We start from the raw sequence: 20,578 nt of genomic DNA, 5'->3' as shown, positions 1-20,578 counted from the left end.
CGGCCACCGCGTCAGGTAACCGCGCCGTTCGACCCGGCGGCCACCGGTTGTTCTGCCAGTTCGCGGAACGACGACCGGTAGAACAGCAGCGGGGCGGCTTCCCGGATCGGCCCGACGGCGGTGACCCGCGCGATCACGATGGTGTGGTCGCCACCGGATAGCTCCTGCTCGAGCGTGCATTCCAGTGATACCAGCGACCCGGTCAGGGCCGGGGCTCCGTTACCAGCGGGTGCCCATGTGACGCCGGCGAACTTGTCGGTCCCGCTGCGGGCGAAGGCACGGCAGACCTCGTCCTGGTCGGCGGCGAGCACGTTCACACAGAACCGGCCGGCCGCTCGGATCCGGGGCCAGGAAGTCGAGGTCAGCGCCGGACAGAAACTGACGTACGGGGGTTGCAGTGACAGCGCCGAGAACGACTGGCAGCTGAATCCGACCGGGCCGTCTTCCCCGATCGCCGTCACGATGGTCACCCCGGAACAGAACCGGCTCAACGCTGATTTGAACTCGCCGGGCGTGGGTTCGGACCGCGGCACGGCGGGTGCAGCCGATACCCGGGTCACGGCCGCCATATCCAGTGCGGCCAGATGCGCGAACACCATCGAGGCGCCGATCGGGTTTCCGCCGCCCGGATAGGTATTGCCGCTCACGGCCGCCATCGAGTTACCCGTGGCGTACAAACCGGGGATGACCGCACCCGTGGCGTCCAGGACGCGGGCCGCGGTATCGGTGCGCAGGCCGCCCTTGGTGCCGAGGTCCGACAGGCCGAACGCGGCGGCGCAATAGGGGCCGCCGTCGATGCGCACCAACGGGTTCGGGGTGCCCGGTACCGACCGGTCGTAGGCTTCGCCGCCCCGGTCGAAATCCGGGTCCGAACCCGCGTCCACTGCGGCGTTGAAACGCTGCACGGTTTCGGTCAGCGTCTGCGCCGGGACACCGATGAGCCCGGCGAGCTCGGCGAGTGTGTCGGCGCGGTGCCACAACCTCGCTTCGCGGTAGGCGTCGTGATCGTCCAGCGGTATACCGGTGAACAGCACCGGCGGAGCGAGATCCGGGGTGCCGCTGTAGATCATCCAGTAGGGAAGTTCGATCCGGCCCGAATCCATGGCCGCGAGGACATCGCGCCCGACCCGGTCGTAGGGCGCGGATTCGTTGGTGAACCGGCGGCCCTCGTTGTCGACCAGGATGCCGCCGGTGAACCACATGGAGAAGGTCGAGCTGCCGTCGGGATGGGTCAGGCCCGGCGCCCACCACGCCTCGTTCATCAGGTCCACGCCGGCCCCGACGCCCATCGCGGCTGCTATTGCCGCGCCCGTGTTACCTGCGGGAGCCATCGAATCACGGGCGAAGTTCGGTACCCCGAAGGTGGCGCGCATCCGGCTGTTCCGCTCGAAGCCGCCGGCCGCGACGAGCACACCGTGCGTGGCCCGGATCCGCCGAAGCCCCTGCGGGGTGGACACCGATGCACCCACCACCCGGCCGTCCAGCCGGATCAGCTCCCGGCAGGCCGCCCGCCGGCGCAACTCGACGGTCGGCAGGGCTCGCAATGCCAGCAGCAGCCGGCCGATCAGGGCGCGGCCGCCTTCCAGCTGTTCCGGTACCGGAACCGAACGGCGATCGGTGGCCAGCGGTGCCCGCACCTGCGCTGCCATCTCCCCCAGCGCGTCACCGGGCAGCGGCACCGGGATGATGTGGCGGCCGGTGGGCCGCGCGTGCGGTGCTTTGTCGAAGTAGTCGGGCCAGGGCAGCACCTGGAACCGCAGCGCCGGATCCTGTTCGAGATACTCCACGAGCGGCGCGCCACCGGTCACGAAAGCCCGCTGGAGTTCCGCGGGAGTCCGGTCGCCGACCACTGCCCGGAAATACTCCAGCGCGTTTTCCGCCGTATCGTCGTCGCCCGCGCGCCGCAGCACCGGGTTGCCCGGGAACCACATCCCGCCACCGGAATACGCCGTGGTGCCACCGAACCTGTCCGTGGCCTCGGCGACGATCACGTGCAATCCTTCGCGCCCGGCCGTGTAGGCCCCGGTCAGCCCGCCACCGCCGGACCCAAGGACCAGGACCTCGCATCGTTCGTCCCATTCGACCGCCGAATCCACCCAGCTCATGGGGATAACCCTTTCTCACCGCACCCGACGAGAACCATTGCCGCGCAGGTGGACGCGCCTACGCCGCGCGGCGGTGACCAGTCGATGCTCGTTTCCGGACCGAGCGAATGGTGGCAGGAACACAGGGGCGCGGCGGGCTCACGTTCCGTTCACCGAGATAATCCGCTGCACGAAACGTCCAGTGAGTGAAATGTGACGCTGTTCACCGTCTCCGGGGTTGCTACAACCGAGGTGCCGCGGAAGCCGCCGTTTCACCGGTCCTCAGCCCGCTTCCGCACCATTGTCTCGAGGAGAGTCGCTATGACAACGACGCAACCCGATCAGGACGTTCGCCGGATAGAAGCCGCGGCCGCGCCCACGCGGTTCGCCCGCGGCTGGCATTGCCTGGGCCTGCTCCGCGATTTTCCCGCCGGGAAACCGCACGCGATCCAGGCTTTCGGGACCAAGCTCGTGATCTTCCGTGGCGCCGACGGCGCGCTCAACGTTTTGGACGCGTATTGCCGGCATATGGGCGGCGATCTCAGCCAGGGCGAGGTGAAGGGCGACGAGGTCGCGTGCCCGTTCCACGATTGGCGCTGGGGCGGCGACGGCCGTTGTAAGCAGATTCCTTACGCACGCCGGGTTCCCCCGCTGGCCCGTACCCGGGCGTGGACCACGCTCGAGCAGGACGGCATGCTGTTCGTCTGGAACGACCCGGAGGGCAAACCGCCGACCGAGGACGTCTCGATTCCACGGATCGAGGGGGCGGGCAGCGATAACTGGACCGACTGGCATTGGTACACCACCGTCGTGAATACGAACTGCCGCGAGATCATCGACAATGTGGTCGATATGGCCCATTTCTTCTATATCCACGGGTCGCTGCCGACGTATTTCAAAAACGTATTCGAGGGTCCGATCGCCACCCAGTATTTCAAGAGCGGTGCGCGGGCTGATTTCCCGGCGCCCGAGGGGCAGCCGAAAATGCTCGGCACCTCGTCGGTGGCCTCATATTACGGCCCCTCGTTCATGATCGACGACCTCACCTACCACTACGAACAGGGTGACCAACGGACCGTACTGCTCAACTGCCATTATCCGATCGATTCCGAATCGTTCGTGCTGCAGTACGGCATCATCGTCGAGAAATCCGCGGGACTGCCCGAGGACGAGGCGATGCGCACCGCCATAGCGCTCGGTGACTGGGTGAAACTCGGCTTCGAGCAGGATGTCGAGATCTGGAAGAACAAGGCGCGGATCGACAATCCGCTGCTGTGCGAGGAGGACGGGCCGGTCTATCAGCTGCGGCGCTGGTACGACCAGTTCTACGTCGACAAGGCCGATATCAGGCCGGAAATGGTGGACCGGTTCGAATTCGAACTCGATACCACCCGCCCGCTGGAAGCCTGGAATCGGGAGATCGAGGAGAATCTCGCCCGGCAGGCCGATGCGACGGGTTCGGCGACATGACCGCCGCCCGCACCGACAACCGCCTGCTCGATACGCCCATGCAGCCGCTGCGCTGCCGGGCCTGCGCAGCGGAACTGCTGGTGCGCAAGAGCAGCTGGCATCAGACCAGCGTGCAGTGGAACGCCGAGGCATTGTCGACGTGCCGGGAACTCGGCGCGGCGCCGCTGCCGGGGCCGTCCCTGGCGGGCTGTGCGCAGCTGCGGGACACCATCCGGGATGCCGCGACCGCCGGCGAGCTGCCGGTGGTGGAGCATCCGGCCGACTGAACTGTGCGGGGCGCCGCTCACTCGGCCGCGCCCCGCACAGCACCGGATCGCCGGACGGACCCCGGTCGCCCCACTCGGCCCGGCGTGAAGCCGACTCCTGCCGTTCGGCGGACACCCCGGGCAGTCCGCACCGTCGATATCATCTCGGCTTCCGGGGCTGTACCTGTCCGGTCGCGGAACGCTGCGCCGGGCCACCAACGCGGCCCGGCGGCCACCGAGCTCATCGCCGGTGATCCGGCCGCCGGATCCCGGTTGTCGGCGCCGGATCCCGGTTGTCAGCGCCGGATCCCGGTTGTCAGCGCCGGATGCGCGGTGCACCGCAGGTCGGGGCGGGCCAGGTCATCGTTTCGCCGGCCGCGATCTTATGATCGAGCGCGCCCGCGAGGTCGTCCGGCACACACACCGTGCTCGGCAACAACGCAGCCGGTAACGGCGGCCGCTGACAGCCGGTGACACAGAAGGCCGGCGGTGACGAACCCGGCCGGGCCCGTGCTGGTGAGTTACCTGCCCGCTGACCGGAATCACCTTTTCGGACGTGAAGTTACCTGTGCCAGTCTCGGCTGTCCGGGCGGCGCGGTCAGTGCGTTCCGCCCCTGAGTACAGGAGCAAACGATATGGGCGTTCTTCAGCGGTACACCGGCCGGCGGGTACTGATCACCGGTGGCGGGTCGGGTATCGGCCAGGCCTGCGTATTGCGCATCTTGGCGGAAGGCGGTCAGGTGGTCGCCGCGGACATCAGCGAGGCCGGCCTGCGGGATACCGCCGAGAAGGCGAACTCCGCCGCACTGAGCACCGTGACGATGGATATCGCCGACGAGGAGTCGGTGCGGGCGGGTGTCGCCGGGGCGGTGCAGCGGCTCGGTGGTCTGGACACCCTCGTCAACGCGGCCGGTGTGCTCCGTTCGGCGCATTTCGAGCAGACCACCCTCGCCGACTTCGAACAGGTGGTCCGCATCAATCTCATCGGGACCTTTCTGGTGACCCGGGAATCGATCGCCGCGTTGCGTGCGGGTGTGGGCCCTGCCGTGGTGAACTTCAGCTCGACGTCGGCGGCTTTCGCCCACCCGTACATGTCGGCCTATGCCGCGTCCAAGGGCGGTATCCAGGCGATGACCCATGCCCTGGCCCTGGAGTTCAGCAAACAGGGGATCCGGTTCAATTCCGTTCAGCCCGGTTCGATCTCGTCGGGGATGACCGACGGCACCGGCGAAGCCAAACAGAGCATCGGTCCCGGACTGCCCGCGGACGTGGACTTCGGGATGTTCGCCAAAGCCTCTCCCGCTCTCCCACTCGATGGTGGCGCGATCTTCGCGGGACCGGACGCGGTGGCGTCGGTGGTGGCCATGCTGGGTTCACCGGACGCCTACTTCGTCACCGGAACCGAGGTCCGCGTCGACGGCGGCTCGCATATGTGACGCGCTGGTCCAGCCTGTTCACGAGTGGCCCGGAGGCAGCATGCATCCGGGCCACCTGCTGAGGCCGCGTCCGGCAGCCGGGCGGGTTCGACCGGTTGCCTATTCGCCGGAGGCGGGTGCCGCGGATTCGGCGGCCCCGTTCGCGGCAGCGTGCCGGGCGGCGATGTAACCGTAGACGAGCCCCTGGCCGATGGTGGCGCCCGCGCCGGGGTAGGTGGAGCCGAAGGCGTTACCCGCCGTATTGCCGATGGCGTACAGACCTTCGATGAGACTCCCGTCCTCCCGCAGGACCCGGGCGTGCTCGTCGGCGATGACACCGCCACAGGTGCCGAGGTCGCTGAGGACCATCTTCACCGCGTAGTACGGCCCCTTGCGCAGCGGGGCCAGATTCGGGTTCGGACGCACCGTGGGATCGCCGTAGTAGCGGTCGTATGCGCTTTCGCCGCGCTGGAAATCGGGATCCGAACCTGCTTCGGCGTATTCGTTGAACTGAGCGAACGTGCCGGTGAATGTCTCCACCGGCAGGCCGACGGCCTGGGCCAGTGCGGCCGGGTCGTCGGCACGGTGCGCAATGCCCGCTTTGTACCAGGATTCGGGTATCGGCTGGCGGGGGAAGATACCCCCGGCCATGATGTAGCTGTTGCGGTAGCGCTGGTCGAAGACCAGCCACATCTCGGTGACCGGGTCGCCGTCCCGTTCGCGGGCGAGCACCCGCTGGCCGAAGGTCATGTAGTCGGTGGCTTCGTTGATGAATCGCCGGCCGGTCTGATCGACGACGAACGATCCCGGCAGCGAACGTTCCGCGAGCATCACGGCGGGCGCACCACCGGGCCGGGGCGCGAAGGCCGGGAACCACCAGGCCTGGTCCATGGAGACAGTGCCGGCGCCGAGTTCCTGCGCGGCTTCGATGGCATCCCCGGTGTTCCCTTCGGAGCCGAGGCTGGTGTTCGGATCCAGCGCCGGGAACTGGTATTTGCGCCGCGCGTCGAGATCGTGGTCGAATCCGCCGGCCGCCAGCACGACACCGCGACGGGCCCGCACGGTGACCTCACGTTCCCCCTGCCGCAGCACGGCACCCGAAACCCGGCCCGCCTCGTGCAGCAACCGCACCAGACTCGTCTCGGTCCACACCGGCACACCCGCACGCAGAACACCGGCGAAGAGGCCGGCCGCGAGCGCCTGCCCGCCCGCCAGGTATTCGCGCCCGATGAGCATGCCACCGATCCCCAGCGCCGCCCGCTGCATGATGCGCGGCAGCGCTTTCAGCGGCTTACGCGCCACCAGGTTCATCCATTTGTAGTCCGCGCCTGTCACGGGCATCGGCATCGGTGCCTCCATGACGCCCGGTCGCAGCCTGGGCCGCTGCTCACCCAGCACCGAGGCATTGAACGGACGGCATTCGCAGGTCCGGCCCGCGGCCCGGCCGCCGGGTTGTTCGGGGTGGTAGTCGGAATAGCCTTCGGCCCAGAAGAACCGCATCGGCGTCGTCCGCTCCAGCATGGCGACGGTTTCGGCCCCGTGGTCGAGGAAGGCGGTACCGCGTTCGGCCGGGGCCGAATCTCCGACGACCGCACGCAGATAGGTCGCGGCTTCCGCCACGCCGTGATCGTGCGGTTCGGGCAGGACCGAGCTTCCCGGAATCCAGAACGCGCCGCCCGACCGCGCGGTCGAACCGCCGACATAGGCGGTCTTTTCGGCGATGACCACCGACAGTCCCAGTTCGTGCGCGGTGAGCGCGGCCGACATTCCGGTGCCCGATCCGATGACGAGCAGATCGACGATCGTGTCGTGGGCGGGTACGAGCGGGGGCATTTTCTTCACCATCTGGTCCGGGCTCCACATTCAGATCGGGGCGACAAGTGGAGGTAAACGTAGGCCGAGCGGGCCGGTGTTCCGGTCGACGTTTCCATTGAGCGGGAACCTGCGCCTGACCTCCGCTCTTCGTGAGCTGCTTCACATACCGCTGGGTCTATGGCACTATTCCTAATAGAAATAGCCATGTCAGAGCGATGGCGCAGGTAGGCAAGGGAGCCAAGCATGACGATCACCACCCAGGAGATGCACACCGGTACGGCCGCGACCCCCAGCGCCATCCTCGACCGCATCTCGCTCGTACTGGACGCCTTCGACGGGCGCGAGAGCCTCGGCCTGGCGGAGGTCGTACTCCGCACCGGCCTGCCCCGTTCCTCGGCGCACCGGATGCTCGACCGGCTGGTCCAGTTGCGCTGGCTGCGGCGCGAAGGCCGCAATTACAGTCTCGGTATCCGGTTGGTCGAACTCGGTTCGCTCGCGGTGCACCAGGACCGGGTCCACGCCGCCTCCGGCGAACATCTGCACCACCTCTACCGCGCGACCGGCATGGTCGTGCATCTGGCCGTTCTCGACGGTGACGATGTCGTCTACCTCGACAAGATCGGCGGCCGGCTCGCCGCGCACGTACCCACCCGGGTGGGCCGGCGGCTACCGGCGTCGCAGACAGCGCTCGGCAAGGCACTGCTGGCCTTCGACGGCGGCGCAGGGGCGGAGGCCGCCCGGATCCGCGAACTCGGCTACGCCGTCCAGCGCAACAGCGCAATCCAGGGCTTCGGCTGTATCGCCGCGCCGATCGGACCGATCGGCGAGGCGACCACCGCAGTGTCCATCTGCGGGCCGCTGGCAAAGATGACCTTCGACAGCCGGATGATCAGCCCCGTCCAGCTCACCGCGCACGCAATCTGGCGCAGCGTCTGTGCCGGAGTGCGCGTGACACCGACTCTGCAGCGCCGCAACATTTTGCGCTCGCTGCCCACCGCGCCGAGCGTCCTGGCCGAGGGCTGACCGGCCGGCGCACGGCCGGTCACGATCCGCTGGGGAGATCCTCGCCGACCGTGCGCCATCTACCGGGCTGCCGCGGTATCGGCAGATCGTTGTCGTCCCGTACCGCCGCTTCGCGATACCGGGCGGCCGCCTCGTCGATATCGTCGAGCAACTGCTCGGCCAGTTCGATTTCCGCCGTGAAGTACCGCTGCGACCAGCGCAGGCTCATCTGAGTGAAAGCCCAGCCGGGTTCGGGATCGGAGTGATCGGCATGCGACTGCGCCTGCTGGGCACGCTCGCGCAGGTTCGCGATATGCCTGCGGACGATCTCTTTCAGCCGATCGGGATCGTGCAGATGCCCCATGTAGAGGCGAAGCATCACACCGTGTTTGAGCACCGGCATCTCGACCTCGGAATCACGCGACCAGTTGCGCAGAGCGCGCAGCCCGATATCGGTGATCCCGTACAGGCGCCGGCCACGCACCCCCTCGTCGGCGACCACCCGGGAGCGCACCAGCGCCAGATCCTCGAGTTTTTCCAGGGCACCGTAGACCTGACTCACCGACGGGCTCCAATAGAAGAAGCCGATACTCCAATCCGCCCATTTCTTCAGGTCGTTGCCGGTCAGTTCCTCACCGAACGACAGCATGCCCAGTACGGCCCAACTGGTCGCGGGCAGAGTGGGATAGGAATCGGGATCGGCGGCCATGATCGTGCAGCCTACAAGGCAGCCCGGGGCAGACCTCCCGGCCACCGGGAGATACCGGCACCGGCCCAGACGGTAGCGCTTACGTTCGGAACATGGACGACCGCACCATCTACATCATCGATCGGATCGTGCTCACGCCCGGTAGCGCACGCGCCTTCGTCGACGCGTATCTCAGCGGTTATGCGCCGCAGGCGCGCGAACGGGGGCTGACGCTCGATCGGATTCTGGTGAGCCCGCCGGCCTGGATCGACGGTGAAACCAACACGGTCACCGTCACCTGGACGGTACCGGGCCCGAGAGCCTGGTGGGCGGCCGCGGTCGGTGCCCGGCACGACCCCGCACCGGCCCGCTGGTGGGAATCGATGGCGCCGATGATCGTCGAACGAACCCGTTCCATGGCGAGCCGCGCCGAGGACGTAGAAGGACTGTGCGATGTATAAGGTGACCTGCCTGCTACACCTGGCCGACCCCGGTGATGCGATGACCACGGAGATGACCGTCAAACGCCTGCGTGCGGCGGCGGAAGCGGCGGGCGTGCGGCGTCCACTGGTCGCCCGGACGCTGCCGGGCGTGCGCAACGGCGGCGACCTGCTCGCCCATTTCCGGTTCGCATCGAAATCCGAATGGTTATCGCACCGCGACGCCATCGGTGAGGCCATGACCTGCCCGGCTGTCGACCATATCGATTCCGCCGAGTACCCCGGCGGCGACACCCGCGCCGGCCGCTCCGGCCGGCGCGAGAACGCCGAACCGTCCACGGTCTACCGCACGCTGCTGTTGCGCGTCGACGATGCCGCCACACCGGTCGAAATCGCCCGGTTCGAGCACGCGACGCTACAGATGCCGCGCCATATCCCGGCGATCCGGGCATGGCAGCTCAGCCGCGTCGACCGTGCCGCGGGGACCTCGCAATGGACGCATGTCTGGGAACAGGAATTCGCCGATGTCGACGGCCTGCTCGGGCCCTATATGAACCACCCCGTGCACTGGGCACTCGTGGACCAGTGGTTCGACCCGGAGAGTCCGCACCAGATCGTCAAAGACCGTATCTGCCACAGCTTCTGCGCGATCCCGGCGCCGGTGATCGACCCGGCGCCGGACCTCGATCCGACAATCGAGGAAAGCGTCCGCGTCAGCGGCGGAGGAACGCCAGGACGGTAGCTTCCCAGGCTTCCTTCTGCTCGATCATCACCCAGTGGCCGCAGTTGGGGAAGATGTGCACCTCTCCATTACGGAGGGTGCGCATCGGGAGCAACGCCATATCGACGGGGCTGACCCTGTCGTCACGTCCCCACGTGACCAGGGTCGGCACTGCGAGACTACCCAGTTTCGCCCAGTTCGGCGTGCTGTCGGCACTGCGCGCCGCGGCCGCCATCCGGGCCAGCGCCGCACTGCTGTACATCCGGCGCGAGTTCTCGAGCGTCGCCGGATCGGTGGCCTGCTGCCAACGTTCCTCGATCAGCTCCTCGGTGACCAGGGCCTGGTCGAAGACCATCGAGCGCAGCCACGCCACGAGCGCCTCGCGGGTGGGGTTGTCGACGAATTCGCTGAGCCGGATGATCCCCTCCCCCGGCTGCGGGCTGAGCGCCGGCGTACCGATGCCGCCGATGGTGACCAGCCGTTCGACCCGGTCGGGTGCGGCGAGCGCGAAATCGGTGGCCACGAAACCACCCATCGAATTACCGATGATGCGAACCCGGTCGAGCCCGAGCCCGTCGAGGAAGGCATTGACCGCCTGCTGGGCGGACATCATCGGGTGCACCGCACCGAAATCGTCGCTGACGCCGAAGCCGGGCAGTTCGAGGACCAGCGTCCGATAGTGCTCGGCGAAGGTGGCGAAGTTACCGCCGAAGTTACGCCACCCGGTGACGCCGGGACCGGACCCGTGCAGCAGGAGCAGGGGCGGGCCGTCACCGGCCTCGCGGTAGCGCAGCACACCGTGCTCGGTCGGCAGTTCCCGCAATTCGGGAGTGGTTCGGGTATCGACTGGGGTACTCATAGGTACCGAGCCTGCCACCGGTACCGGGGCCTGTCGGCCCATACTCCCGGTGAGCGGCACAGCGTGTCCGGACGGTGGAAGGCGCCGCAGCGCGGGCAGCCGGCGCGCCACCGGCCGAGTGGTCAGTGCAGTCGCGGTATCGCCTCGCCGCGGGGCAGCTCGAGACGCGACTCGGACAGTTCGTGTTCGCGTACGGCACGGTCGATACTGCGATGCAGCGCCTCGCATTCGCGTTCCCGTTCGCCGATACCGTGGTTGTGGGCCGAGATCGCCGGGCATGCCCGGGCGTCGGAGGTCCATTGCACTGCCGTATGGACCGGGCTGAACTTTTCCACCAGTACCCGGTTACCGCATCTTTCACAGGCGAGCGGGCGCATCGTCATCGGCCGAACCCCCGTGCGCTGCGGACGCCTGTCATCGAGAAGACTGCCCCGGCGACATGCCCGCCTGCACGATCATATGGGGAATCGGGGTGCAGTTCGAGCGTGATGTCGGTTCTCCCCATATTTCTCGACCACCTCCAAGGTTGCGTGCCGGCCACGCGACGAAGTAGCTCCTCGCACGGTCTGGACACCGTGCGACCGTATCGGCTCCGCCACCGCCAGGACCGGCACTTCCCGTTGACCGGAACACCGGGCCGGCCCGCCCGGCCCGGCCCGGCCGGCCCGGCCGACTAGTTCGCCGCCACCTGGGGTGTGGCCAGTGGGCAGTGCGTGCCGTAGAAGATCGTGGGCATGCATTTGTTGCAGTGGATGCACAACGATTTCGCTGCATGGTCCGCGCTGATCCGGTTGATCAGGTCCGGCTCGCGCAGTAGCGCCCGGGCCATGGCCACGAATTCGAACCCCTCGGCCATCGCCGTATCCATCGCGGCCTTGTCGGTGATTCCGCCCAGCAGCACCAGGGGCATATCCACGCTTGCCCGGATCTGTCGGGCGGCGTCGAGCATGAACAGGTCCTCGTAGGGGTAGCTGTGCAGGAAGTATTTCCCGGCCACCTTCACCCCGAACCGCATCAGCGGCGACATCACCGCGCCGAACTCGGCCAGCGGTGCGTCGCCCTTGAACAGATACATCGGGTTGAGCAGCGAGCTGCCGATGGTCAGTTCGATGGCGTCCAGGCTGCCGTCGTCCTCGAGCCACTGCGCGACCTGGATCGCCTCGTCGAGCCAGAATCCGCCGGGGACCCCGTCGTCCATATTGAGTTTCGCGATCACCGCGATCCGGTCGCCGGCCGCGGCGCGCACCTCGGCGGCGGTTTCGCGGACCAGGCGCGCCCGGTTGCGCAGCGAGCCACCGTAGGAATCGGTGCGCTTGTTCAGCAGCGGGCTCAGGAACGAGCTCGCGAAATAGTTGTGACCGAAGTGGATTTCGACCGCGTCGAAGCCCGATTCGATCGCGTACCGGGTGGCGTTGCCGTGCGCTTCGCGGATGCGGGCGATATCGGCCAGGGTCGCGGCATGGGTGATCCGCGGTCCCATCGGGGTGATCCGCCGGGATGCGCTCAGTGCGGGCAGACCGTTCGATTTCCCGTTCGCGACCGGCCCGGCATGCCCGATCTGCGCGGAGACGGCGCCACCGTGCTCATGGACTGCATCGGTGAGCCGCCGCAATCCGGGGACGGCCTCGTCCCGCATCCAGAGCTGGTCGGCTTCGGTGCGGCCCTCCGGGGCGACCGCGCAGTAGGCGACCGTGGTGAGCCCGACTCCACCGGCGGCCAGTCGACGATGGAAATCGATGAGGTCATCGCTGACCAGCGCCCCTGGCGCCATGTGTTCGAAGGTCGCGGATTTGATGATCCGGTTCCGGAGGGTGAGCGGGCCGAGCCGCGCGGGAGCGAGGACGTCCGGGACCTGCGGGCCGGTCATTTCCCGGCCTTCCCGTTCGAGAGGAATGTGAAGTCCTCGGGCTGCGGTTCCCGCATCAACGTCCAGTAGTCGACGAGACGCCACGGGCAGGGTACGACGGCCCGGCCCGCACTGTTGCGGTAGTACCCGTTGGTCTGCGCGCCCGGATGCACCCACACTGTTTCGTCGAGCGCTTCGTCGACCTTGCGGTTGTATTCGTCCTGCGCCGACTGCGCGACATCCATCGCGGCATACTCGTTCTCGAGCAGGTATTGCAGGCATTCGATGAGGTAGTGGACCTGCTCCTCACCGGTGATGTTGTGACCGGCGCCGTGGTTGGGGGCCGAGTTGGGGCCCGCGGTGATGAACAGGTTCGGGAATCCCGACACCTGCACGCCCCGATACGCCCGGGGGTCCTCGCCGCCCTTCCAGATATCGGCCAGGGTACGGCCGTCCCGGCCGGTGATATCGATGGCGGTGGTGAACTGGAGCCGGAAGCCGGTCGCGAGCACGATCACGTCGGCCGGGATGAACGTCCCGTCCGTTGTGACGACACCGTCGGCGGTGATCTCCCGGAAGGACGCCCGGTGCAAATTCACATGCTCCCGGTTCAGCGCCGCGAAGAATCCGGGATCCTTCACGATTCGCTTCGAGTACGGCCGGAAATCGGGAGTGAGTTTCTCGACCATATCCGGGCGGTCCGGGAAACTCTTCTGCAGGTACTCCAGCGCAGTGTTCAGGACCATATCGTTGGCGGGTGACGCCGACAGATGGGTGGCCGCCCATTCCTTGTCGATCCGGGGCAGCACATAGAGGTTGTCCGAGGCGAACCAGTAGGTGCGCAACCGGAACCAGCGGTCGTAGAACGGCAGATTGGCCATCGCCCAGCGCTCGCCCGCGGGCACCTCGCCGCCCACGGTTTTCTCCGGGACCAGCCAGTGCGGGCTGCGGACGACGACGTCCAGGGATTCGACCTCGTCGACGATGTTCGCCACCACCTGCACCGAGGTGCAGCCGGTGCCCAGCACTACGACCCGCTTACCGCGCAGGTCGAGATCGGAATCCCATTGGGCGGTATGCGTGATCGTGCCGGCGAAGGTGTCCATACCGGGTACGTCGGGAATATTCGGGGCGTTGAGCATGCCCAGTGCGGTGACGACCGCACGCGCCCGGTGCCGGCGCAGGGTGCCGGTACGGTCTTCGGTCACCACTTCCCACCGGTTCTCGGCGGTGAGCCAGGTGGCCGACCGTACGCGGGTGCCGAACTGCATGTGCTCGCGCAACCGGTATTTCTCGACCACGTCGAGCAGATAGTTCTGGTACTCGACGCCGGTCGGGTAGTACTTGGACCAGTTCGGATTCAGTTCGAACGAGTACGAGTAGTAATGGCTGGGGGTGTCGACGGCCGCGCCGGGATAGGTGTTGCGATGCCAGGTGCCGCCGATATCGTCGCGTTCCTCGAATATCGTGAACGCGAAGCCGGCTTCGCCGAGTTTGATTCCGGCATTGATGCCGACCATTCCGGCGCCGATCACGATGACTTCGAAATCGGCGGGCGGGGCGGTGGTCACCGGCACATGCCGCCGGTCCTTCGCGAAGCCCGACTGTTCCAGCAACAGCGGAAGGAATTCGGCGTCCACGCGTTCGGAGGTGCATATGGTGGCCATCCGGCCGAACAGTTCGTCGTCGGGTACGCCCAGCTTCGGTTCGAGGTCCGGAGTGAGGATTTCGCGGGCGCGGGCGCGGATATCGGCGGCGACGTCCTCGGGGTAGGTGCCGGGCGGGGCGACCGGGCGGGTTCCGGTGCGGTAGTGGTTGCCCGGTTCGGTGATCGTCAGCCGCGCCCCGAATTCCGCGAGCAGGCCCGTATCTCCGGTCGCATGCACCATCGACATCAGCAGCGGAGCGGGGTCGGCTTCGGCAATCGCATTGTGCAGCAGGGTTTCCGGATCGTCGGTGGCGTCGATACCGGTCTCGATGATTTCTGTCATGAGCTGCCTTCCGGAAGCGGCACGCCCATCCGGGCGAGCATATCGCGTGGGTTCGAGGGCGGGTCCCGGTCGATGAGCTGCCGGCCGCGCCGGGTCGCCGCCGCGGTGCACAGTTCGTCGTCGGAGAAGACCCAGAAATCGCCGCGGGCGATCTGTTCGAGCATATGAGCGGCGGCGTCGAGCGGATCCAGCCCTTTCTCGACGTTGTCCCGCTGCATGGCCGCGAAAACGGCGTTCGCGGTGGGGTTGGCAGTGGGGGCTTCGCGCTGCGCGGCCAGGAAGATCTCGCTGCGGATGGAATGCGGCACGACCGCGCTGACCTGGATCGGCGCGCCCACGATGGACAGGTCCTGGTGCAGGCATTCGGTCATCGCCTGGACCGCGAATTTGCTGACGATATAGGGCGATTGCACCGCGACTGTGTTGAGTCCGCCCACCGAGGACAGGTTGGCGATACAGGCCGGTGTACCGGCGTCGATCATCCGCGGCACGAACGATCTCAAGCAGTAGAAGACGCCGTCCACATTGATCTGCTGCACCCGCCGCCAGCGCTGAGGGTCGATTTCCCACAGCAGGCCCGCCGATTCGACACCGGCATTGTTGATCAGCAGTTCCACGCTGCCATAGCGCTCGAATATCGTCGCCGCCAACTCCGCGACCTGCGCCGGATCGGCGACATCGACACCGAAACCTTCCGCTCGACCGCCCTTCTCGACGATTTCCGCGGCGACCTCGGCGGCACGCCCGGTTTCGATATCGGCGACGACGACGAACATTCCGTATTCGCCCAGCCGCTGGGCCAGACCCTTACCGATCCCCGCGGCGGCGCCGGTCACCACGGCGGTGCCCCGCGCGAACCGTTCCTGCGCCGTGGTGGTCATCAAATACCCTCCGGCCGGATATTCGGGTTCGCCCAGGCGGGCGGCTCGCGGCGCGGCAGTTCGGTACGTCCGTCGAGCGACATGACCGGAGTGTTCGTCGCGTACGGGTAGTGCAGGCTGAAGGTCACCAGGCCGGTGCGCTCGGCGGCCGGAGCAGTCGTCATCTCCAGCACCGTTTGCGCGAGGTACTCGACAGGTTCGGTTTCGTACCCGTCGGGCAGCAGCGCCGCTGCGCCCGGCGTCCTGATGGCCGTCGACGGTCCCACCACGTTGACCGCGATACCGTCGTCGAGTACTTCCGCGGCCAGTCCCTGGGTGAGCCGGTGCAGCGCGGCTTTGGCCGAGGCGTAGACGACATCACCGGAGGTCTTGTTGTACTCGCGGAACGGCCGGATGGGATCGAGCCCGGTCGAGGACCCGATATTGACGATCCAGCCGCCACCGCGCCGGCGCATATGCGGGATCACGGCGCGGCTCAGCACGAACGGGACCTTCAGGTAGTGCTCGATCGTGCGATCGAACGTGGCATCGCTCATTTCGGCGATCGGGCTGTAATCGGCAAAACCCGCGTTGTTGACCAGGATATCGATTCCGCCCACGGCCGCGACGGCCTTGTCGATCAGCCCCGCGCGCTGCTCGGCGTCCTCGAGGTCGGCGGGTATCGCGATCGCCTTACCGCCGGCGCGCTCGATCGCCTCCACCGTTTCCCCCAGCGAACCGGACAGCAGATGGGCTTCGCCGTCCCGGACCGACGGTGACGGCGCGGAGGCCGACCGGGCGGTGACGACGACGGTCGCTCCTTCGGCCGCCAGCCGCTGCGCGACCGCGCGGCCTATTCCGCGGCTGCTGCCGGTCACCAGCGCCGTCCGGCCTGCCAATCGCTGCGTCATATCTCGCTCCGTGCTCATCGGTTCCGTCTCCGCTCCACTCGCTCCACGGCCCTCACCCGGCCGCGCCGCGACTCTCGGCGGACGAACCGGCCGGCGCTGCGAGCACGTCCCGCATCATCTGCCACAGCTTCTCCCGCGCCGGCCCGGTCAGCGACAGCGACGGGAAGGTCAGGAAGCCGTGGAAGAGCCCGTCGAATCGGTACGCGGTCACCGGGACCCCGGCCTCGGCGAGCCGGCGGGCGTAGTCGTCGCCGGCCGAGCAGGGCGGATCGAGTTCGGCGGTCGCGACGACCGCCCGAGGCAGTCCGGCCAGTGTTTCGGCGCGGGTCGGGACCAGATACGGGCTGCCGGTTCCGTGCGGGGCGTACTGCTGCCAGTACCAGCGCATCGCCTTGGAGGTGTTGTAGTAGTTCTCGCCGTAGCGTCGATAGGACTCGGTGGTGAAGTCGTCGTCGATCACCGGGTAGAGCAGGACCTGCGCCGCGATCGCCGGGCCACCGCGGTCACGGGCGGCCAGGCTCACCGTCGCCGCCAGATTGCCGCCGGCGCTGTCACCGGCCACCATCAGGCGGTCCGGGTCGCCGCCAAATTCCGCGGCATGTTCGGCGGTCCACCGCACCGCGGCGTACATATCCTCCAGCGCCGCCGGTCCGGGATGCTCGGGTGCACGCCGGTAGTCGACCGAGACGACCACGACGTCCACCGCCGCGGCCATCGACCGGCAGAACTCGTCATGACTGTCGAGATCGCAGAAGACGAAACCGCCACCGTGGGCGAAGACCACCACCGGCCGTGCCACCGTGCCACCGTGCGGTACGTAGACCCGCAGGCCCAGCTCGCCGCCGGGGCCGTCGATCGTCCGGTCCTGCGCGATCCGCATCTGCGGCTCCCGCGTCAACGGTGCGCGGCGCGAGGCGATGATCTCGCGTAACTCCGCCGCGCTGTGCTGGGTGACATCCGGAAACGATTCCAGCGCCGACAGCATCGCTTCGACATCCGGATGCAGGTCGGACCTTCGTTGTCCGCCCATCTCGACCACGTCCTCACTTCTCGTCGTATGGGGAAGGCGCGCTCGCGCCGGGGTGTTCGTACGCGTCGCTCAAATACTCGCGGTCGCGGCCCGGCCGTCGAGCGCGAAACCCTTGTATCCGGCCGCCGCCACTTCGGCGCAGATGGTGTTGTAAGTGCCGAAACCGCCGATATAAGGCATGAACACGCGCGGTTTACCGGGAATGTTCGAGCCCAGATACCAGGAATTCGCGGTCGGGAAAAGCGTTCCCGCGGCCTTGGCGTTGCATTCGGCCACCCATTCGTCGGCCGCTTCCCGAGTGGCCTCGATGGTCGCCACCTCGTGGGCATCCAGATGATCCATACAGCCCGCGATCCAATCGACGTGCTGTTCGGCCATCAGCACCATATTCGCCAGCACGCTGGGGCTGCCGGGGCCGGCGAGAATGAACATATTCGGGAAGCCGTCGACGGCCAGCCCGAGATAGGTTCGCGGCCCCGCCGACCATTCGGCAATCAGTTCGCGGCCGTCCCGGCCGCGGATATCGATCCGCGCCAGCGAACCGGTCATCGCGTCGAAGCCGGTCGCGAAGACGAGAATATCCAGGTCGTAGGCTGCCTCGCCGGTCCGCACACCGGATTCGGTGATCTCGGTGATCGGCGTACGCCGCAGGTTGACCAGGGTGACGTTATCGCGATTGTAGGTCTGGAAATATCCCGTATCGGTGACGATCCGCTTGGTCCCGATGGGATGATCGGTGGGGATCAGCTGATCGGCGATCGCCGGATCCTCCACCATTTCCCGGATCTTCGCTTCGACGTACTCGCGCGCGGTATCGTTCGCCGCCTTGCTCACCATCTGGTCCGGAAACGCCTTGGTGAACAGGTATCCGCCGCGCTGCCACCATTCGTCGTAGATCCGGGTCCGCTCGGCCTCGTCGACCTCCAGCGCGCCTTTGGGGTGCGGGCTGTTCGGGGTGCCGCCGCCACTGAGCCGGGACAACCGGCGCCGCTCGGCGTAATTCGCCTTCACCTCCGCGAGCACATCATCGGTCAGACGCCGATTGCCCGCGGGAATCGAATAATTGGGGCTGCGCTGGAATACGACGACCGCATCGGCTTCTTCGGCGATGATCGGTATGGCCTGGATACCGGAGGATCCCGTGCCGATCACACCCACGCGTTTGCCGGCGAAATCTACGGGATCGTGCGGCCATTCGCCGGTGTGATACGTCTCGCCCGCAAAGGTGTCGCGGCCCGGGATATCCGGTTTGTTGGTCGCCGACAAGACGCCCGTCGCCAGAATGCAGAACTTGGCGGTGACGGATTTCCCGGTATCGGTGGTGACCGTCCACCGGCGGGCTTCCTCGTCGTAGACGGCCGAGGTCACCCGGGTCAGGAAATCGTAGGCCGAACGCAGATCGTGCCGATCGGCGACGTGGTCGAGATAGCGCAGGATCTCGTCCTGGGTGGCGAACCGTTCGGTCCAGGTCCATTCCTGCTGCAACTCTTCGTCGAACGAGTAGGAGTAGTCGATACTCTCGACATCGCACCGCGCACCCGGGTACCGATTGTGATACCAGGTACCGCCCACTCCCTCGGCGGATTCGAAGCCGTGTACCCGCATACCACGCTGCCGGAACTTGTACACCGCGTACAGGCCGGAGATCCCGGCACCGACGACGACGGCATCGAAATCGCTGTCGCTGGTTGTCACCACATTCACTTCCCTCGCTGAGGTACCTGTGTTCGAAAGTCAAGTTAGGGGCCATACGGGGCGGGGCGAACGCTCCTTCCCACCCAGCGGTCCTCCAATTCGAATCGCACGGCGGGTGGGCGGAGATCGCCCCGATGGATCCCCAGCCGATCGCCGGTCCGCCGAATATCGTGTCCGCTGAATTCGGCCGGCTTCTCGGAGGTCTGCCATTGGGTGGCGATCCGCGTTATCTCATGCTGTCCCGGGGGATCGGTGGCCGGGACGAACTCCGATCGCCCGGCCCGACGGCCTCCGCAGCCGGGTCCGGGTGGACCGGAGAGGTTGACTCGGCTCGGCAGCCGGTCCGGCTCGGACAGCGGTCCTTTTCCCGGCCTCCCGTCGGTCGACCGGCTGCCGGCGTTACTCGGGTGAGTCAACGAGCGGCCTCGAATGTGAGCACCGCGCCCCTCGTGTCGCACGCCGGTCCGGGCCGGCGCAACCCGCGCGACCACCCGAACCGGCGCTGGTCACCGGGAATCCGCAGGCTCAGGCCGGCGCCGGTTCCGTGGCTCCGGCCTCCCCGGCTTCCGCGGCCCGCTGCGCTTCCTTCATCTCCCGGGCCCACATCCATTCATGACCCCAGTAGCTGTCGGCGGTGATCTCCTCGGCCGTGTAATACGCCTCGTCGACGAGTTTGCCGCCGGTGCCGTATTCGATATCCCAGCCGCCGGGAACCCGCACGTAGAACGAGATCATCTTGTCGTTCGTATGCCGGCCCAGCGTCGAGGACACCGGGAAATCGCGGGCCATCACCTGGTCGTAGGCGCGGCCGACCGCATCGATGTCGTCGACCTCGACCATGACGTGGATCAGTCCCGGGTCGCGGCCCTCCATACTGGGCATGATCGCGAGGCTGTGGTGCCGCTGGTTGACACCCATGAACCGGATCCGCAGCGGGCCCACCTCCGGCGGCGACGGCATCCGGAAAGCGCCCCGGGACAGGAATCCCAGTGTCTCGGTGTAGAAGGTGAACGATTCGTCGAAATTGGTCGTCGGCATCACCACATGGCCCAGGCCCTGATCGCCGGTGACGAACTTCTGGCCGTACTTGGTGAGTACCGGGCTGTGCTCGAGCACCGCACCGTAGAAGAATTCCAGCGGTGTGCCGCCGGGATCCTGCATACAGATACCGGCCTCCACCTTGCGCCGGTCGGCCAGTTCCTGGCTCATGGGCGTGTACTCGAACCCGGCTTCGTCCAGGGTGGCGGTCAGCCGGCGCAGCGCGGGCGCGTCCCGGACCTCCCAACCGACCGCGGTCACCCGGTCGACGTCACCGCGTTCGACGGTGATCCGCGAGGCCCGCTCGTCCATCCGGAAGTGCAGGGCGTCGGTTTCGTCGCCGAAACCGGGTGCGAAGCCCAGTACCTCGAATCCGAGTTCGCGCCAGCGGTCCATATCCGTGGCCTGAACGCGTACGTAGCCGAGCGCTTTTATTTCCGTCATCGTTGTCGGTTTCCTTTCCGGGTC

At 67.2% G+C, this 20,578-nt stretch carries 18 protein-coding genes; 6 read left to right on the top strand and 12 right to left on the bottom strand.

Translation table 11 applies throughout. The features are described 5' to 3' along the window. Positions 1-11: 11 nt before the first annotated feature. On the bottom strand, positions 12-2,105 hold the full coding sequence (locus IU448_RS00560; protein ID WP_195053521.1) for an FAD-binding protein: 2,094 nt from the start codon (positions 2,103-2,105) through the stop codon (positions 12-14). 300 nt (positions 2,106-2,405) lie between these two features. Between IU448_RS00560 and IU448_RS00555 the strand changes: the two genes are divergently transcribed. The 3 genes from IU448_RS00555 to IU448_RS00545 all read left to right on the top strand — a co-directional run bounded on the left by IU448_RS00555 (position 2,406) and on the right by IU448_RS00545 (position 5,235). Continuing rightward, entirely contained in the window at positions 2,406-3,554 is a 1,149-nt protein-coding gene (locus IU448_RS00555) for a Rieske 2Fe-2S domain-containing protein (protein WP_195053520.1), read from the top strand. Next, the gene (locus IU448_RS00550) at positions 3,551-3,820 is read left to right on the top strand and encodes a ferredoxin (RefSeq protein WP_195053519.1); all 270 of its coding nucleotides are present in this window, start codon (positions 3,551-3,553) and stop codon (positions 3,818-3,820) included. Before IU448_RS00555 ends, IU448_RS00550 begins: the two co-directional genes overlap by 4 nt. A 614-nt stretch (positions 3,821-4,434) precedes the next feature. Beyond that, complete coding sequence (locus IU448_RS00545; protein ID WP_195053518.1) at positions 4,435-5,235, top strand: SDR family NAD(P)-dependent oxidoreductase; 801 nt, start codon at positions 4,435-4,437, stop codon at positions 5,233-5,235. 99 nt (positions 5,236-5,334) lie between these two features. On the opposite strand, the gene IU448_RS00540 is transcribed toward IU448_RS00545, so the two are convergent. Further along, on the bottom strand, positions 5,335-7,059 hold the full coding sequence (locus tag IU448_RS00540) for a 3-ketosteroid-delta-1-dehydrogenase (RefSeq protein WP_195053517.1): 1,725 nt from the start codon (positions 7,057-7,059) through the stop codon (positions 5,335-5,337). Positions 7,060-7,272: 213 nt separating this feature from the next. Here IU448_RS00540 and IU448_RS00535 point away from each other — a divergent pair, with 213 nt between their 5' ends. Continuing rightward, positions 7,273-8,052, top strand: a complete 780-nt coding sequence (locus tag IU448_RS00535) for an IclR family transcriptional regulator (RefSeq protein ID WP_228811972.1) — start codon at positions 7,273-7,275, stop codon at positions 8,050-8,052. Positions 8,053-8,071: 19 nt separating this feature from the next. On the opposite strand, the gene IU448_RS00530 is transcribed toward IU448_RS00535, so the two are convergent. Beyond that, the gene (locus IU448_RS00530; protein WP_195053516.1) at positions 8,072-8,740 is read right to left on the bottom strand and encodes a PadR family transcriptional regulator; all 669 of its coding nucleotides are present in this window, start codon (positions 8,738-8,740) and stop codon (positions 8,072-8,074) included. A gap of 92 nt (positions 8,741-8,832) precedes the next feature. Here IU448_RS00530 and IU448_RS00525 point away from each other — a divergent pair, with 92 nt between their 5' ends. Both IU448_RS00525 and IU448_RS00520 read left to right on the top strand, forming a co-directional pair. Beyond that, positions 8,833-9,180, top strand: a complete 348-nt coding sequence (locus tag IU448_RS00525; protein ID WP_195053515.1) for a hypothetical protein — start codon at positions 8,833-8,835, stop codon at positions 9,178-9,180. Beyond that, on the top strand, positions 9,173-9,901 hold the full coding sequence (locus tag IU448_RS00520; RefSeq protein WP_195053514.1) for a Dabb family protein: 729 nt from the start codon (positions 9,173-9,175) through the stop codon (positions 9,899-9,901). Before IU448_RS00525 ends, IU448_RS00520 begins: the two co-directional genes overlap by 8 nt. Here IU448_RS00520 and IU448_RS00515 read toward each other — a convergent pair. From IU448_RS00515 to IU448_RS00475, 9 genes are all read right to left on the bottom strand, one after another. After that, the gene (locus IU448_RS00515; RefSeq protein ID WP_195053513.1) at positions 9,873-10,739 is read right to left on the bottom strand and encodes an alpha/beta fold hydrolase; all 867 of its coding nucleotides are present in this window, start codon (positions 10,737-10,739) and stop codon (positions 9,873-9,875) included. The two genes, IU448_RS00520 and IU448_RS00515, sit on opposite strands and share 29 nt — an antisense overlap. A gap of 122 nt (positions 10,740-10,861) precedes the next feature. After that, positions 10,862-11,122: a hypothetical protein gene (locus IU448_RS00510; RefSeq protein WP_195053512.1), complete on the bottom strand. Its 261-nt coding sequence runs from the start codon at positions 11,120-11,122 to the stop codon at positions 10,862-10,864. 290 nt (positions 11,123-11,412) lie between these two features. Continuing rightward, positions 11,413-12,606 carry an NADH:flavin oxidoreductase gene (locus IU448_RS00505; protein WP_195053511.1) on the bottom strand — a complete coding sequence of 398 codons (1,194 nt, stop codon included), beginning with the start codon at positions 12,604-12,606 and terminating at the stop codon, positions 11,413-11,415. Next, positions 12,603-14,576 carry a flavin-containing monooxygenase gene (locus IU448_RS00500; RefSeq protein WP_195053510.1) on the bottom strand — a complete coding sequence of 658 codons (1,974 nt, stop codon included), beginning with the start codon at positions 14,574-14,576 and terminating at the stop codon, positions 12,603-12,605. The genes IU448_RS00505 and IU448_RS00500 overlap by 4 nt, the downstream gene beginning before the upstream one ends. After that, the gene (locus tag IU448_RS00495) at positions 14,573-15,457 is read right to left on the bottom strand and encodes an SDR family NAD(P)-dependent oxidoreductase (protein WP_195053509.1); all 885 of its coding nucleotides are present in this window, start codon (positions 15,455-15,457) and stop codon (positions 14,573-14,575) included. Before IU448_RS00495 ends, IU448_RS00500 begins: the two co-directional genes overlap by 4 nt. After that, positions 15,457-16,347 carry an SDR family NAD(P)-dependent oxidoreductase gene (locus tag IU448_RS00490; protein WP_195053508.1) on the bottom strand — a complete coding sequence of 297 codons (891 nt, stop codon included), beginning with the start codon at positions 16,345-16,347 and terminating at the stop codon, positions 15,457-15,459. The genes IU448_RS00495 and IU448_RS00490 overlap by 1 nt, the downstream gene beginning before the upstream one ends. A 52-nt stretch (positions 16,348-16,399) precedes the next feature. After that, on the bottom strand, positions 16,400-17,377 hold the full coding sequence (locus IU448_RS00485) for an alpha/beta hydrolase (RefSeq protein ID WP_195053507.1): 978 nt from the start codon (positions 17,375-17,377) through the stop codon (positions 16,400-16,402). A 69-nt stretch (positions 17,378-17,446) separates the two neighbouring features. After that, positions 17,447-19,072 (bottom strand): flavin-containing monooxygenase, encoded by a 1,626-nt coding sequence (locus tag IU448_RS00480; RefSeq protein WP_195054942.1) that lies wholly within the window; start codon positions 19,070-19,072, stop codon positions 17,447-17,449. A 525-nt stretch (positions 19,073-19,597) separates the two neighbouring features. Further along, positions 19,598-20,554, bottom strand: coding sequence for a VOC family protein (locus IU448_RS00475; protein WP_195053506.1), 957 nt, complete (start codon positions 20,552-20,554; stop codon positions 19,598-19,600). Positions 20,555-20,578 lie beyond the last annotated feature (24 nt).

This window comes from Nocardia flavorosea, assembly GCF_015477805.1.
Classification (GTDB): Bacteria; Actinomycetota; Actinomycetes; order Mycobacteriales; family Mycobacteriaceae; genus Nocardia; species Nocardia flavorosea_A.
This window is presented reverse-complemented; position numbering and strand designations above follow the sequence as displayed.

Coding starts and splice junctions, on each gene's coding strand:
- IU448_RS00525 (WP_195053515.1), top strand. CDS start 8,833: ATGGACGACCGCACCATCTACATCATCGATCGGATCGTGCTCACGCCC.
- IU448_RS00530 (WP_195053516.1), bottom strand. CDS start 8,740: ATGGCCGCCGATCCCGATTCCTATCCCACTCTGCCCGCGACCAGTTGG.
- IU448_RS00500 (WP_195053510.1), bottom strand. CDS start 14,576: ATGACAGAAATCATCGAGACCGGTATCGACGCCACCGACGATCCGGAA.
- IU448_RS00550 (WP_195053519.1), top strand. CDS start 3,551: ATGACCGCCGCCCGCACCGACAACCGCCTGCTCGATACGCCCATGCAG.
- IU448_RS00475 (WP_195053506.1), bottom strand. CDS start 20,554: ATGACGGAAATAAAAGCGCTCGGCTACGTACGCGTTCAGGCCACGGAT.
- IU448_RS00495 (WP_195053509.1), bottom strand. CDS start 15,457: ATGACCACCACGGCGCAGGAACGGTTCGCGCGGGGCACCGCCGTGGTG.
- IU448_RS00560 (WP_195053521.1), bottom strand. CDS start 2,105: ATGAGCTGGGTGGATTCGGCGGTCGAATGGGACGAACGATGCGAGGTC.
- IU448_RS00510 (WP_195053512.1), bottom strand. CDS start 11,122: ATGACGATGCGCCCGCTCGCCTGTGAAAGATGCGGTAACCGGGTACTG.
- IU448_RS00485 (WP_195053507.1), bottom strand. CDS start 17,377: ATGGGCGGACAACGAAGGTCCGACCTGCATCCGGATGTCGAAGCGATG.
- IU448_RS00555 (WP_195053520.1), top strand. CDS start 2,406: ATGACAACGACGCAACCCGATCAGGACGTTCGCCGGATAGAAGCCGCG.
- IU448_RS00490 (WP_195053508.1), bottom strand. CDS start 16,347: ATGACGCAGCGATTGGCAGGCCGGACGGCGCTGGTGACCGGCAGCAGC.
- IU448_RS00540 (WP_195053517.1), bottom strand. CDS start 7,059: ATGGTGAAGAAAATGCCCCCGCTCGTACCCGCCCACGACACGATCGTC.
- IU448_RS00535 (WP_228811972.1), top strand. CDS start 7,273: ATGACGATCACCACCCAGGAGATGCACACCGGTACGGCCGCGACCCCC.
- IU448_RS00545 (WP_195053518.1), top strand. CDS start 4,435: ATGGGCGTTCTTCAGCGGTACACCGGCCGGCGGGTACTGATCACCGGT.
- IU448_RS00520 (WP_195053514.1), top strand. CDS start 9,173: ATGTATAAGGTGACCTGCCTGCTACACCTGGCCGACCCCGGTGATGCG.
- IU448_RS00505 (WP_195053511.1), bottom strand. CDS start 12,606: ATGACCGGCCCGCAGGTCCCGGACGTCCTCGCTCCCGCGCGGCTCGGC.
- IU448_RS00515 (WP_195053513.1), bottom strand. CDS start 10,739: ATGAGTACCCCAGTCGATACCCGAACCACTCCCGAATTGCGGGAACTG.